The 13,511-nt window shown below is 31.4% G+C and carries 14 protein-coding genes; 3 read left to right on the top strand and 11 right to left on the bottom strand.

From position 1 onward, the window contains the following. Positions 1 to 448: 448 nt before the first annotated feature. The 9 genes from J2Z44_RS17405 to J2Z44_RS17365 all read right to left on the bottom strand — a co-directional run bounded on the left by J2Z44_RS17405 (position 449) and on the right by J2Z44_RS17365 (position 7,556). Entirely contained in the window at positions 449 to 1,072 is a 624-nt protein-coding gene (locus tag J2Z44_RS17405; RefSeq protein ID WP_021284277.1) for a GyrI-like domain-containing protein, read from the bottom strand. Between the two features lie 414 nt (positions 1,073 to 1,486). Beyond that, positions 1,487 to 3,313, bottom strand: a complete 1,827-nt coding sequence (locus tag J2Z44_RS21650; protein WP_021284278.1) for a TRC40/GET3/ArsA family transport-energizing ATPase — start codon at positions 3,311 to 3,313, stop codon at positions 1,487 to 1,489. A gap of 1 nt (position 3,314) precedes the next feature. Further along, on the bottom strand, positions 3,315 to 3,623 hold the full coding sequence (gene arsD / locus J2Z44_RS17395) for an arsenite efflux transporter metallochaperone ArsD (RefSeq protein WP_021284279.1): 309 nt from the start codon (positions 3,621 to 3,623) through the stop codon (positions 3,315 to 3,317). A 107-nt stretch (positions 3,624 to 3,730) separates the two neighbouring features. Next, positions 3,731 to 3,931, bottom strand: coding sequence for a DUF4177 domain-containing protein (locus J2Z44_RS17390; RefSeq protein ID WP_021284280.1), 201 nt, complete (start codon positions 3,929 to 3,931; stop codon positions 3,731 to 3,733). Positions 3,932 to 4,384: 453 nt separating this feature from the next. Then, entirely contained in the window at positions 4,385 to 5,449 is a 1,065-nt protein-coding gene (gene arsB, locus J2Z44_RS17385) for an ACR3 family arsenite efflux transporter (protein ID WP_021284281.1), read from the bottom strand. A 195-nt stretch (positions 5,450 to 5,644) separates the two neighbouring features. Beyond that, entirely contained in the window at positions 5,645 to 6,055 is a 411-nt protein-coding gene (locus J2Z44_RS17380; RefSeq protein ID WP_021284282.1) for an arsenate reductase ArsC, read from the bottom strand. Positions 6,056 to 6,084: 29 nt separating this feature from the next. Further along, a complete protein-coding gene (locus J2Z44_RS17375) occupies positions 6,085 to 6,480 on the bottom strand; it encodes an ArsR/SmtB family transcription factor (RefSeq protein WP_021284283.1) in 396 nt (131 codons plus the stop codon). A 127-nt stretch (positions 6,481 to 6,607) separates the two neighbouring features. Beyond that, positions 6,608 to 7,102 carry an arsinothricin resistance N-acetyltransferase ArsN1 family A gene (locus J2Z44_RS17370; protein ID WP_021284284.1) on the bottom strand — a complete coding sequence of 165 codons (495 nt, stop codon included), beginning with the start codon at positions 7,100 to 7,102 and terminating at the stop codon, positions 6,608 to 6,610. Positions 7,103 to 7,115: 13 nt separating this feature from the next. Beyond that, positions 7,116 to 7,556, bottom strand: coding sequence for a MarR family winged helix-turn-helix transcriptional regulator (locus tag J2Z44_RS17365; protein WP_021284285.1), 441 nt, complete (start codon positions 7,554 to 7,556; stop codon positions 7,116 to 7,118). Positions 7,557 to 7,704: 148 nt separating this feature from the next. Here J2Z44_RS17365 and J2Z44_RS17360 point away from each other — a divergent pair, with 148 nt between their 5' ends. Both J2Z44_RS17360 and J2Z44_RS17355 read left to right on the top strand, forming a co-directional pair. Then, positions 7,705 to 8,208 (top strand): MarR family winged helix-turn-helix transcriptional regulator, encoded by a 504-nt coding sequence (locus J2Z44_RS17360; protein WP_021284286.1) that lies wholly within the window; start codon positions 7,705 to 7,707, stop codon positions 8,206 to 8,208. Positions 8,209 to 8,355: 147 nt separating this feature from the next. Next, positions 8,356 to 9,483: a permease gene (locus tag J2Z44_RS17355; RefSeq protein WP_209649875.1), complete on the top strand. Its 1,128-nt coding sequence runs from the start codon at positions 8,356 to 8,358 to the stop codon at positions 9,481 to 9,483. A 64-nt stretch (positions 9,484 to 9,547) separates the two neighbouring features. On the opposite strand, the gene J2Z44_RS17350 is transcribed toward J2Z44_RS17355, so the two are convergent. Next, a complete protein-coding gene (locus tag J2Z44_RS17350; protein ID WP_021284288.1) occupies positions 9,548 to 10,876 on the bottom strand; it encodes a WD40/YVTN/BNR-like repeat-containing protein in 1,329 nt (442 codons plus the stop codon). 410 nt (positions 10,877 to 11,286) lie between these two features. Between J2Z44_RS17350 and J2Z44_RS17345 the strand changes: the two genes are divergently transcribed. Beyond that, the gene (locus J2Z44_RS17345) at positions 11,287 to 11,784 is read left to right on the top strand and encodes a GNAT family N-acetyltransferase (protein ID WP_031271706.1); all 498 of its coding nucleotides are present in this window, start codon (positions 11,287 to 11,289) and stop codon (positions 11,782 to 11,784) included. 374 nt (positions 11,785 to 12,158) lie between these two features. Here J2Z44_RS17345 and J2Z44_RS17340 read toward each other — a convergent pair whose 3' ends face one another. Next, positions 12,159 to 13,505: a B12-binding domain-containing radical SAM protein gene (locus tag J2Z44_RS17340; RefSeq protein ID WP_021284290.1), complete on the bottom strand. Its 1,347-nt coding sequence runs from the start codon at positions 13,503 to 13,505 to the stop codon at positions 12,159 to 12,161. Positions 13,506 to 13,511: the final 6 nt, after the last annotated feature.

Below are 13,511 nucleotides of genomic sequence, written 5' to 3'. Positions count from 1 at the left end.
TACTTTATAATAACTTTAAATCCAGTAATAACTATACATTTATTACAAAAATAAACTACAAAATTACCAAAAATAGTTATGCGAAATATGAGTTACATGTATAATAAAAATATAGAATATTAAACTAAGCTCTGTGTTAGAAGGTGAAATTATTGGAACACTCCTTATATATATTAACAGCATTATTTATGACATTGCTAATTATGGGTTTTTTTGATAAAAAGAAGAAGGATAAGAAGAAATAATATTTTAGTATTTTTCTTACGTTAGACAAAAAAAGTAAACTGGACAAGTAAAATTGTTTGCCCAGTTTTATATTATATTAATTATCAATATTGGCTCAAAAGAGAGACTTTTAATAATATCAGAAAATAGTCACTATAGAATTCTCTATTTTTACATTCATTACTAAAGTAAAATTTAAAATATTAGAGTCATATTCACCCCATTATTTATAGCAAACCTGGTATCTTAAAACCGTCTTTAATTTACTTTTTTCAGTTTTTCTTGAATCTGAAATATAAATTTCCCTATGCTTTAAAGTTACTATTTCAAGATTATTTTCTTTAATGAAGTTTTTCATTTGTTGAAAACTCTGTACCTCATCATCATAGGAACCCACATGCAGCATCTGAACAGCCAACCCATCTTCCATAGTTCCAAAGGTTACTTCATTTAACAAGGGATTGTCTCCTTTTTTTCTAACAGTTTCAAAAGCTTTATTAACCACCTCTTCAGTGACAAAATCAGGTTGTCTAATCATAATAGTATAAAGTAACTCATCCTTTCTAAGTGTGGCAGATAGTCTCCCTTCCTCTGTTAGATCCCATACCCCTTCAAGTGGATAAACTGTATATTCAAAATAACCCTCAGGAGTATAACCTTTTCTTGGCATCATTCTAACGGCATAGGCTAAGGAATATAGTATACCTATTTTTTCAGAGAACTCTTCACTATTTGGATTTCCCTTTCCACTTATCATAAAAAACTTTTGTTTTGGCACTGTTATTAAAACGGGCTTTTCTTTAGGTAAATATAAACTTTTTTCTCGCTTTTTCCATTCAAATTTCATAGTATTCCTTCTTTCTATTGAATAATTTGTAATTCTAAATTGCCTTAAGTATTTATTGGGCTTTAATCTTCATTTAATAAATTAATTCTTTTTCAAAAGCTGCTTTTAGCTATAGCTTTAACTCTAAAGGGTAACCACATTAATTTCATTACTCGCTTTAGAAGTCGATTTTCACTGTGGTCAAATGAATTTATCTACGTTGAATAACTGCAAGGCTGTTCAACGTCCTATTATAGAATATGTCAGGCTTGAAGGGTCAAAATATTATTATTGCTTGCCTTTTAAAAAGGTTATTAACTATATGTAAAATATATCATAGTAACTATGACAACAGGTTGTCATAGATTAGAAGATTAATTAAAAAAACAGGTGATATTTATTAACATCACCTGTTATCTATAGTTCAATGTAATTTTATAATATACTTTCTCCTATTTCCTTTAACATGTTGAGTCCAATTATTTCTCTAGGATACATAGGTACTCTAATAACTTTAGCTTGGTTAAAGGTGTTTCTTATTTCAACTAGATATTTCTCCTGCATATATCTCCTATTTTTAAAAAAATCTGTTGTAGCTTGTTCTTCTGGTATTATTAAGTTAGCTACTACCAGCTGAGTTTCGATATCTGTAGACTTAAGCTCTTGTGAAGCTCTATAAGCCTCAATTATTGGAGTTTTTTCAGGATACATTACAAAGGCAAAAGTAGTTTTTTCTCTATCCTTCATCATAGAAATAACTTTATCAAATCTTTCTTTTTGCACTCTGTCTTCTTCACTGATTTCTGCATTTACTCCTGCTTTCACTTGAATTTGCTTGCTCCAATCCATAGGAAGCTCTAATAATCTTAAGGTGTGCCCTGTAGGTGCTGTGTCAAATACTATAACATCATAAGTTTCTTCACTAGCATAGGATATGAATTTTTGGAAAGCAGCCATTTCTTCAGTGCAGGGAGAATTCATCTCTTCCTCCATAGTAAGAACAGTACTTTCATTGAACCTTTTCCTTGCCTCCTCTAAAACTGAATTCTTATATTCTTCAAAGGCTACCTTTGGATCAATCTTTGCTGCATATAAGTTTTCTATTCCTTCAATTTTTGTTGGACTATCTCCTATTGGTTTATCTAAGACTTTTCCAATATGAGCAGCAGGATCAGTAGTTAAAAGTAAAGTCTTATATCCTTTTAACGCAGTATTAACTGCAGTGATGCAGGCCATTACAGTTTTTCCAACTCCACCTTTACCTGAAAAAAAGATATTTTTGTGTGCTCCTTTAACTGGGTAGATTAAGCTACTAACATCCTCTTTATCTGGTGTAACATCTTTTATATCTTCTAATTCATTTTTATCTTCCAGGGTTTCTAGTGTTTTTCCCTTGTAAAGAGCTTCTACAATTACCCTAAACCTCTTTACTCCCTTCAGCTCTGTATGAAATAACTCCATGGTATCCATGGGAATATTTTTAAAAGTTTTCTTAGCTTTTTTATAATACTCTTGCTGCATATTATATCTACTTTCAAAGAAGGGTGTTTCAGCTTCTTTTTTAGGAATGAACCCATTAATAATAATTTTTGAAGTTTTAATTCCTAGTTCCATTAATTCCTTAGAGGATCGTAAAGTTTCGTCTAAAGATGTAGCTTCTGGTTGCATGACAAAAATAAACTCTGTTTGACTGGTATCCCTAAGCTTTTCAATGGCTCTATCAAACTTACCCTTACTTTCTTGAATCATGGACACTGGCCCCATACAAGTTTGTCCGCTGCCTTTTGAGGCTTCTTCAATATGCTTACTCCAATCCACAGGTAATTCCAAAAGCCTTATGGTATGCCCTGTTGGTGCAGTATCAAAAATTACTACCTCATACTCAGTTTCCCCCATGAAATCAATAAATTTATCAAAAGAGGCCATCTCTGCTGTACAAGGGCCACTAAGCTGTTCATCAGCTATTTTTATCATATCTTCATCGAAAAACAATTCTCTCATTGGAGCTAAAAGTCTTTCTTTATATTCTTCAGTAGACCTATCCGGGTCTATTTCCATGGCATAAAGGTTATCTACATTATTTATTTTAGTTATTTTATGCCCTATTTCTTGTTCAAACACATCAGAAAGGTTAGATGCAGGATCCGTTGTAACTATTAATGTTTTTAACCCCTTATCTGCATTATAAATAGCCGTTGTACAGGCCATTGAGGTCTTACCAACTCCACCCTTTCCAGAGAAAAAGATAAATTTAGGTGTCATTTTATTCACTCCTTAGTGCCTCTTCTATTTCCTCTAAAGTTGGATATTCACCTTTCTTTATAATTACCCCATTTACTTTTGTAATTGGAAGAGCTTTCATTTTTTCTTCCTTTACAAACTGTGATACATCCTTGGCTGCCATAAATTGAAGTCCATGAGTTTGTGGTTGATATCTTTCTACCTTTAAATCACTATACTTTTCTTGTAAAATCTTTATATTTTCCTGTAATTTTACTAAGGTCTCATCTACAGATGGTCCACAAATTCCTGTAGGACAGCACATTGGTTTTTCAAAAAGTTCTAACTTCATATTCCTATCTCCCCTTAAAATATTTATATTAATTTGTTTTAAAGTACATATATATTACATTTGAATCATATTTGATTTATCTTAAGTATACTAAGTACAAGTTAATACTAGTTTCCAGTCTTTCTTTTAAATACTACTACATCATTTTGAATTTTAGGTAACCATCCCTCACCAGTATGCTGTGGCTTTAACACTGATATTAACTCCCACCCTTGTGCTCCATAATTATTAAGTTCTTCTTGTAGTTTAGATGTATCTTTAAGCCCTTCAAATTCATTAATTCCTATTGTCTTATATTCCCAGCTCATATAATCCTCCTTCATTATTAATTATATATTTTTTATTTATTACAACATTATATGATTATATTAGTTTATGATCATACAATTGCTTTCAAGGTAATAACTATTTAAAAATAAGATTATCCTTTTTACTACTGCGTAAAAGTGGTGTTTTCCTAAATTGACAACTTGTATATATATTTATATAGTGTCCTAAATCTATTAATTTATAATCACTGCAAGTTAGTACGTACACCTCTTTTAGTTGGTAGTTAAAATTTCATTATCAGTGGAGCTACTACATAAAGTAAAATCATCTGACATACTATAACCTTAGCCATGATACTTCTTTGATACCTTATATTAAACACAGAAAAGGTCAGTATGCATATTCTGGGATAAACTTAGTTATTTTGTTTTTCACTTTATAGAGTTGAGTTTATAAAATTAAAAGGTCGGCAAAATCCGACCCTTTTACATTTATTTATTTTCACTTGTAAACCAAGGTCTTGTATTATTTGCAATTTTAACAAGGGTTAACATAACAGGTACTTCTACTAGTACCCCAACCACTGTTGCTAGAGCAGCCCCTGACTTTAAACCAAATAGTGCAATGGCAACAGCCACAGCAAGTTCAAAAAAGTTACTTGCTCCAATCATTCCAGCTGGTGCTGCAATGTTATGTGGTAATTTCCAAAGCTTTGCCCATCCATAAGCAATTCCAAATATAAGAAAGGTTTGAATTGTTAATGGCACTGCAATTAACACTATGTGAAGTGGATTGTTAATTATAATATCCCCTTGGAAAGAAAAAATTATAATTAAAGTTAGAAGTAATCCGATAATTGTTATATTATCAAACTTCTTTAAAAACACATTATTAAAATACTCAAGGCCCTTATTTTTAACAATTATAGTCCTTGTTATAAATCCTGCTGTTAGAGGTATAACTACAAATAAAATAGTTGACATAATCAAGGTTCCATAGGGTACAGAAACATCACTTACTCCTAATAAAAAAGCTACAATTGGAGTAAAAGCAATTAAAATAATTAGATCATTTACAGCCACTTGAACTAGTGTGTAAGCTGGGTCACCCTTAGTTAAATGGCTCCAAACAAATACCATAGCTGTACAAGGAGCTGCCCCTAAAAGTACTGCACCAGCTAAATAATCTTTAGCAAGATCCACTGGTATCCAAGTTTTAAAAACTACATTAAAGAAAAATGCAGCAATTAAATACATGGTAAATGGCTTAATAAGCCAATTTGTTACGCAAGTAACAATAAGCCCCTTTGGCTTTTTAGTAGCATTAACAATGCTTGAAAAATCTATTTTCAGCATCATTGGATAAATCATTAACCAAATTAAAATAGCAACTGGAATAGATACATTGTAATATTCAAACTTGTTTAAAGTCTGAGGAATAATAGGCAAAATTTGACCTACAAGAATACCCACTACAATACAAATAGCAACCCATACAGTTAGGTATCTTTCAAAGAACCCTATCCCCATATTTTCTTTTTTATTTTCTACAGACATAACTTGCCTCCTTAAATATTTGTTTATGTAAACTGGTTTCAATGTGCTTTTTTATTTGTCTAAGCATTTGATTCTATCTTATTGAAATTTTATTAAATTCAGCTATTAAAATTAACTTGCCTAGTTTCTATACAATTCTACTAAGTTTGCACTCCACTATTTCTAAGTGCTTAAACTCTTCTAAAGTATTTACTTTTACAATTTAATTTCTCCATTTTTAATCCTATTAGCTAAGTCCTTAACCTTCTCTTCAACAGTTCTTGCAGTTTTTATAAATTCCTCATCACTTTTACCAGTTGGGTCCTCTAAGCCCCAATCTTCAATGTGCTTTCCTGGAACAATTGGACACACCACATTACATCCCATTTTTATAACTATATCCGCCTCTGGTATATCACTTAAAAGTTTTGAACTCTGACTTTGGTTCATATCTACATTATATAAATCCTTTATTATTCTTACTGCATCTTGGTTTATCTGCGGTTTTGTCTCCGTTCCTGCTGAATAAGATTCATAAACTTCCTTAGCAAATAATTTCCCTAAAGCCTCTGCCATCTGAGATCTACAGGAATTGTGTACACAAATAAAAGCTACTTTTGGTTTCATAGTTTTTCTCCTTTATATACATTCGTTATTTATCCTTGGCAATTATTTTTGCAGCCACATTCATAGTCAATGTTTCCTTGCTTTAAATCATCGCAGGTTAAGCCACTAGCTCTATATTTTTTAAGCTTTTCATAATCTAAACTACACTGCTTTATTTTACTCCCATGGTCATTTATAACTTCTTTTATAAATGGAAATTCCTCAATAATTTCTGGGTTTATCTTATAATAAACATACTTTGCTACCTTATAAAATTCTAAGATTTTAGCATTAGTTAGCTTATTAAGGTGCCTTGAGGCATTTGACTGATTTATTTCTAAAAGTAATTCTAGTTCACAAACACATAAATCCCCATCTTTTAGTAAATAAAGAATTCTCAGACGTGTTTCATCAGATAAAGCCTTCATCACTTGTAATAAATCCATTTTTTCACCTCTCATATTATCATATTCGTTTATAATCATATGTTACACAAATAAAAAAAAGAAGTCAATTAAATAAAAATAGGCTAAGCATTTTTCCTCAGCCTATTAGCTCACTGTTAATTTAATCTTATAGCAATTTTTCCATAACAGTTATATTAACAAACTTACCATCTAAAATCCCTTGCTCCATATAAGTTCCCACTTCACGAAACCCTAAGGCTTTATACAGTTTATGTCCTACTTTATTAAAATCAAAGGTACTTAGTACTAGCTTATGAAAGTCTTGTTCTTTTGCTACATGAAGTAATGCATTTAAAAGTATTTTACCAACTCCTTTACCACGATGTTCTCTTCCAATATAGATTGAAATATCCCCAACCCCGCTATAGCAGCATCTTGAATTAAATACATTAATAGAAGCCCAACCATAAATAATATTATCATCATCCTCAATAACAATAACCTTATATCTCTCTTCTCTATTTGTAAGCCACTCCGTCATGTCCTTTTCATTCCTAAGTCTGGTTTCTAAGGTTGCTATTCTATCCTCTATACCTTGGTTATAAATCCTAGTAATTGAACTAGCATCATTTATATTACCTACTCTAACTTTAAATTTCATACTCCATCCCCTCCTAAAAGCATTTATTATTTTTGATAGCGTCAGTTAATAGCTCTAAACTTTCAAGTACTTGGCTACGTTTTTCTTCTGTAATTGAATTAAATATATTTAAGTAATATTCATCCATACTATCCTCTATATTTTTATAAATTTTTTTGCCTTCCTTGGTCAAATTTATAGTTATATATCTTCTGTCTTCAGGTGATACCTCTCTTTGTACTAATCCTAAATCTACTAAATTATTTATAGTTCTACTTATAGTGCTTTTATCTAATTGTAATAATTCAGCTAGTTCATTAAGTGATAACTTTTCTATTCTACCGATTTCTACTATTGCGTGGCACTGGGAAATGGTAATTTCACAACAACTTGCCTCAATTTTTTCTAAAAGTCCTAAATTTCTAACAAGTAATCTAATAAGTTCTCTCAAGTAAACTTTACTTTGAATTTCCATATATCCACCTCAATATAATTATAATCTGTAATAGTTGCAAATAACAACTATTACAGATTTATTGAAATACTCATTTATTAAAGCTTTTAAAACCATATTGATTTCGAAATACTTGTATGATACAATTATTTTGAAATGAGGTGATTAGATGAAAGTAGAGGATGAAAAATACTCCGCAATTGAAGTGCTCAATACAATTAACAATGACGATACCTGCTGTGTTGAGGAAGTTGGACAAATGGTTCAAAAATTAGTCAGGGTTTTTCAGTTATTTGAAAGAGACCAAATAAAGGTTCATGGATTTACCAGTTCACAGTGCTATGCTATGTTGGAAATTTTAAAGGTTGGAAGTTTAACTATGAACGAGCTAAGTGAAAAAATGAATCTTGATTCTAGCACCATGACACGAGTTATTGATAAGTTAGTTAGAGATGGGATTATAAATAGAGATAGAGATGAATCAGATAGAAGGGTTGTAGTTGTAAGCCTAAGTGATTCAGGTATTAATGCTGCAAAAGAACTTAGCCATTCTGTTAATGAATACTATAAAAAAATAATTAAAAATATTCCAGATGGTGAAGTCCTAGATATACTTAGCTGTGTATCAAAGTTACTTAAAGCCTTTGAAAAAGCTAACCCAAATTGTTGTTAAAATTCTTATCACATGCTTGTATGATGCAAATATATTGCCATATTATAGATTACATTAATTTTGTAATCTATTGAAGTTTATATTTGTATAATACAAATAATGTTTGATACAAATTTATTTTGAATTAATTAAAAAGGAGATTTTTTTATGGAAGTTTTTATTATAGAAATTATAATGAGTATTTGGAGCTACCTTAAGGCTGACTGGTATATCTTACTTATTGGCATAATTTTAGCTGTAAGTATAAGTGTCTATGTTGATTCTGAAAAGCTTAAAAATATGCTGATGAAAAAGTCTGGTGTGTCTATACCTGGTGCAATTTTATTTGGATCTTTAACTCCCCTTTGTGCTTGTGGTACAATGGCAGTTTTATTTGCCATGTTTGCATCTGCAATGCCTTGGGGACCTGTAATGGCATTCTTAATATCCTCTCCCTTAACTAGTCCTTCTGAATATATGTTTGAAACAGCCTTCTTTGGAAGCGAGTTTGCTACTGCCATGTTAATATCCTCCATTGTCCTTGGAGTATTTGCAGGCTTTTTAGCTAACTACTTAGAGAAGAAAACAAAGTTCTTTAAAAATCAATTTAGAATAATCTCAAATAAAACTGTAGGATGCTGTTCTGAAAGTAATGTTAGTAATGAGAGTATTTGTTGTAATTCAACCATTAATATTACTAATAATGAAAGTTGCTATACTAGAGATAAAGAAGTTAATACTCTTGAAAACTGCTGTGCTTCTAATAATATACTAGAACTTAAAGATTCAAGTGAATTAAAAATCAAAACAGCTACAGTAAAAAAACAAATTAGCTACACTGATGAAAGAGCTAACAATTCCTCAATTGGATTCGTTAAAAAATATAAATTAGACAAACTAGCAAAGGAGTTTATTAATATAGGAGTTAAAAAGATTCTTCTGTACTTTATAATTTTCATTGCTATTGGTAAATTTGTAGAGATTCTGATTCCTCAAAGCCTTATTATGACTTTATTCAGCGCTGATAAAAGTTACTCAATTCCACTAGCGGCAACCATTGGTCTTCCTTTATACCTTAACGATTCCTCCGCCTTACCTCTATTAAAATCACTAATAAATTCTGGTGCTGGAGAAGGAGTTGTACTTGCCTTTATGATAACAGGAAAAGCTACTGGTATTCCTGTTATTGCAGGACTATCTACCTTCTTAAAAAAGAGAGCTATGCTTTTTTATATAGGAACCATTTATACTGGTGGTATCTTAGCAGGTTATATATTTCAGTTATTTTTAAGTTAATAAAACAATTAGAAGTAATGTAGAGAGAAAGCTTAAGCTTCTCTCTATATTACTTCTATATTAACTAACCTTCTTCCCTAGATGGTGGTTCCACTAATTCAACAAATGTCCAAGTTTTACCCTTATCCTGGGACTTGTATTTTGCCATGAGTTTCCCTCCCTTAAAGTCACCTTCTGGCCCTTGACCTACTAAAAGAAATAGTTGATCCCCTTCAATATAAGGTGTTTCTGGTTGAATAAAAGGTTCGAAAGTTACTCCCATCCACTCCTGTTTGTTCACGGGAAGCGTAATTGGTTCAAAAGTTCTTCCTCCATCTTCTGTTCTGTAAATATTAGTTTCAGCTCCTTCTATCTTTGGATAGCTCATAAACCCTATGTTCTCATCAATAAATCCGCCTGATTGTAAAAGGTTAGTTCTCGGTCCATGGCCTGTTTCCTTCCAGGTTTCACCACCATCCTCTGTCTTAAAAATAACTTGCTCTTCTTGAGACATAGTTCGTCCTGTTGAAGAAATAACATATCCAACTCTGGTAGTTGGGAAGCTACAAAACCTTACTCTTGCACTATCTAGAGATGTACTTATTTCTGAAGTTCTCCAAGTAACTCCTTTATCCTCAGAATAGGTGATGGTCAAAGGTATTTCTCTAGTGCCACCATAGATAAAAGCAGTTTTTTCAGGAGTGATTGTATAACTTTTTTCTTGAAGTTTATTAAAATAAGGTGTTCCATCTCCTACAGCTACTAACTTCTCTAAGGGGACAGGAACTTTTGTCCAATTACTTCCACCATCATAGCTCACATAGCAGATTTTATCTTGTATTTTATAGGTGTTTTCCTGATTTTTATATGGAATCTCTGCTTCATACTTTTGTTTATACTCATCTCTTTCTTTTTCTCCACTAGTTTGATACTTCTCTAAATCATATGCAGCAGGTCTTTGAACTCTAACTGCGGTGTAAATAGGGTTCCCCTTTTGGTTAGCCTCTTCTTGGAATCTTAACACCCATTGGCATTTAATTTTATTGCCTTCTAAAACTCCATTCCATTTCACTGCACTACTCTCCTTTAACTTTTCCATTACAATAGAAAAATTAACTTGAACCACATTGGCTTCTTTGATTTCTATGGTCTCTATATAATACTCCTTAACCCTTTGTGTTTTAGGTACATACCATGCCTTAAGTTGAGTAGTATATGCTTCCATCCACTCTTTAGTTATTACTTCAATGTCCTTACTGTTAGTTTCCACTGAAAAGCCTTCAGGATTAAACTTTACTTTACTTTGCTCATATTTATAGTAAGCAAAAAAACAACCCATAAAAATAGCCAAAATTATTAATATCGTAAAGATTTTTTTGTTCATCTTTTTCTTTGAGTCTTTAGCATTATCCATAAGAATATATCTCCTTCCTCTGAAAAACACTTGTTGAATTATGTTTTTACATTTATAAAGCTTATTATAGATTTACTACCTAGCAAGTTTATTTCTGAAACACCTTAGAAATGTAAGTTAATTTCAATAGGCATGATTTGCATGGAAAAAATTATCCCATACAAAAACTTATTTTTAGTCACCTACTCATATCTTAAACTTCTTTTGGTTCTAATCTTGTAAAATAAAGATAATTAATTGCAAAAATAATATCCATATTAACCCATAGGATCAACTTAGCTACTATGATTGCTTTGTTTCCTATGATACAATGGAATTATATGTTAATTACGATGAATTTTCCACACTCTCTATAGCATAAGCAAAATTAAGTTTTTTTACTTAGAAATACATATTAGTGAGGTGTTATCTTGAATTATTATTTACGAAAAATGGAATCTAAGGACATTGACGGGGTATGGTTTTTAATAGAATTATTAAAAACAGAGGGTGCAGATATCTCCTTTACAGAACTTAATGACAAAAAAGAAGTTATGAATTTTGTAGACAATGCTTCTCAGCTTACATATGTTGCTGTGTCTCATGAGGAGCCTTTCGAAATTTTATGTGTTGTTAGAGGTAGACGTGAAACAACTAAAGAGAAATCTCATGCTGCCTTTTTAACCGCAGCTACCCACCCCATAGCGCGTGGTATAGGTCTTGCAGCAGAACTTACTAACTTTGCTCTAGAGCAAATGAAAACTGAAGGGGTTAACATAGCGAGAATTTACGTATACAGTGATAATAAAGCCTCTTTAAATGCTGTAAAAAAACTTGGCTTTGTACACGGTGGCACCGTATTAAGACATCATAAAGATGAAGTTACTGGTGAGTATGTGGATGACCTAATCTTCCACAAAATACTTTAGTCCAAACTTATTTAGAAAATTTCACTACATTATAAATACAAGGCATGCCATGTTGGTATGCCTTATGTTTTTTATCTTATTGGAATCTAATACATAAAACTAAGCTTGTATATATCTTTTAAGCTTTATTTCAAATTTAATCTCTATTTAAGAATATTGTTGATTATATCCTATGTTTTAAGGTAACTTTAAGAGTTCCCTTAATTTATATTTAAAGAAAAGTTCACCATAGAATTTGCTTTATAACTACTGTTTAAGGCTTACAGTTTCCTATATTGAAACTCCCCATATACTTATCAACAATTTATAGCATCTCTGCCCTTTGCAAATATATTATTCGCTTATAGACTGTTATAATATATAACTTTAACTACCTACTTTATAGAATAAGCTAACCATCTAAAGAATCTTCCTATATTCTTGAAGGAAACTATATCACACAATGCTTCAGTGAACTTTCCAAACTTTCTATAAAACAAATTAAAAGCTAGATATGGAATCCATTGTTTTTTAGCTCTTGGTAATCTTTTTATTATATTTTTAAAAGTGTACACTTCTTTATATATCCATAGGTACCCCTTATATAACTCTTCATCTGTCATGTTCTTCGGTTTATATACCACATGAGCAGTGTTATAATTTGATAAATTGTAGTCTACAATTCTATTTTCCTCTAGGAGGGATGAGTATAGCTTTGTACCTGGATAAGGAGTGAGGATATGTGAAGTTACAGTTTCTATCTTGTTGTTAACTATCCATTCTAAAGTATCCTTAAAAACTGATACAGAGTCTTCATCTAATCCAAAAACAAAGCTTGCATTTATCATAATTCCCCTTTTATGAATCTCCTCTACAAGCTTCTCATATCTATTTACACTATTTTGCACCTTATGGACACAATCAATTGATTTACTATTTATGCTTTCGAAACCTATAAATAGACTTTCACAACCAGAGTCCTTCATTTCATCTAATAGCTCTGGCATGTCCACAATATTTGAAGTAACTGCTGCATTCCACTTTAATTTAAGGGGTTTTATTTCTCTTAACAATTCTTTGGTCCATTTGGGATTTCCAATAAAATTATCGTCAATAAACATTATATGTCTTGTTTTTAATGCTTTAATATCCCTAATTACATCTTCTATAGGCCTACTAATATAAGTCTTAAGTGTGTCTTTGCAGCTATTATAGCAAAAATCACACTTAAAAGGACACCCTCTGCTCGTACTAACTATATTGGTGTATAAATACTTTTTACTATCAATAGCAGAATAGTCAGGGGACACTACTTCTTCTCCATCTATATTATCCATATCATAGTATACCTTTTTAAGAGAATTATCTTCTTTATCCCTAAGTATTTTTCCCCAAATTCTCTCAGCCATACCAACACATATAGCATCAAAAGAATTTATGGCTCCCTGTGGATCTGCTGTAATATGTATGCCACCTGCTATAACTGTTACTCCATGCTTTTTAAATTCCTTTGATATTTCCACAGCTCTATTCATAACATCTACAGTTACAGTTATTGCTACCAAATCTACATGTTCATTGAAATCTATAGCTTCTATATTTTCGTTCTCAATAACAACTTCGTGTTCCTTTGGCGTAAGCTTAGCTAGTGTTAACAAAGCTAATGAAGGAGACATTCTTGTTTTCAACTTAGTATCCATAGGTCGTGGCAGCATAGCCGGTTGAATTAATTTAATCCTCATATATTT

The organism is Clostridium punense (genome assembly GCF_017874425.1).
In the GTDB taxonomy this organism is placed as follows: Bacteria; Bacillota; Clostridia; order Clostridiales; family Clostridiaceae; genus Clostridium_J; species Clostridium_J punense.
Note: the sequence above shows the minus strand (reverse complement) of the source record. Positions and strands in the feature narration are given on the sequence as shown.

Bases quoted from the DNA above. Each gene is read 5' to 3' on its own strand.
- J2Z44_RS17390 (WP_021284280.1), bottom strand. From the start codon at position 3,931: ATGAGCTGGGAATATAAGACAATAGGAATTAATGAATTTGAAGGGCTT.
- J2Z44_RS17405 (WP_021284277.1), bottom strand. From the start codon at position 1,072: ATGAAATTTGAATGGAAAAAGCGAGAAAAAAGTTTATATTTACCTAAA.
- J2Z44_RS21650 (WP_021284278.1), bottom strand. From the start codon at position 3,313: ATGACACCTAAATTTATCTTTTTCTCTGGAAAGGGTGGAGTTGGTAAG.
- J2Z44_RS17340 (WP_021284290.1), bottom strand. From the start codon at position 13,505: ATGAGGATTAAATTAATTCAACCGGCTATGCTGCCACGACCTATGGAT.
- arsD (WP_021284279.1), bottom strand. From the start codon at position 3,623: ATGAAGTTAGAACTTTTTGAAAAACCAATGTGCTGTCCTACAGGAATT.
- J2Z44_RS17375 (WP_021284283.1), bottom strand. From the start codon at position 6,480: ATGGATTTATTACAAGTGATGAAGGCTTTATCTGATGAAACACGTCTG.
- arsB (WP_021284281.1), bottom strand. From the start codon at position 5,449: ATGTCTGTAGAAAATAAAAAAGAAAATATGGGGATAGGGTTCTTTGAA.
- J2Z44_RS17370 (WP_021284284.1), bottom strand. From the start codon at position 7,102: ATGAAATTTAAAGTTAGAGTAGGTAATATAAATGATGCTAGTTCAATT.
- J2Z44_RS17380 (WP_021284282.1), bottom strand. From the start codon at position 6,055: ATGAAACCAAAAGTAGCTTTTATTTGTGTACACAATTCCTGTAGATCT.
- J2Z44_RS17350 (WP_021284288.1), bottom strand. From the start codon at position 10,876: ATGGATAATGCTAAAGACTCAAAGAAAAAGATGAACAAAAAAATCTTT.
- J2Z44_RS17355 (WP_209649875.1), top strand. From the start codon at position 8,356: ATGGAAGTTTTTATTATAGAAATTATAATGAGTATTTGGAGCTACCTT.
- J2Z44_RS17360 (WP_021284286.1), top strand. From the start codon at position 7,705: ATGAAAGTAGAGGATGAAAAATACTCCGCAATTGAAGTGCTCAATACA.
- J2Z44_RS17365 (WP_021284285.1), bottom strand. From the start codon at position 7,556: ATGGAAATTCAAAGTAAAGTTTACTTGAGAGAACTTATTAGATTACTT.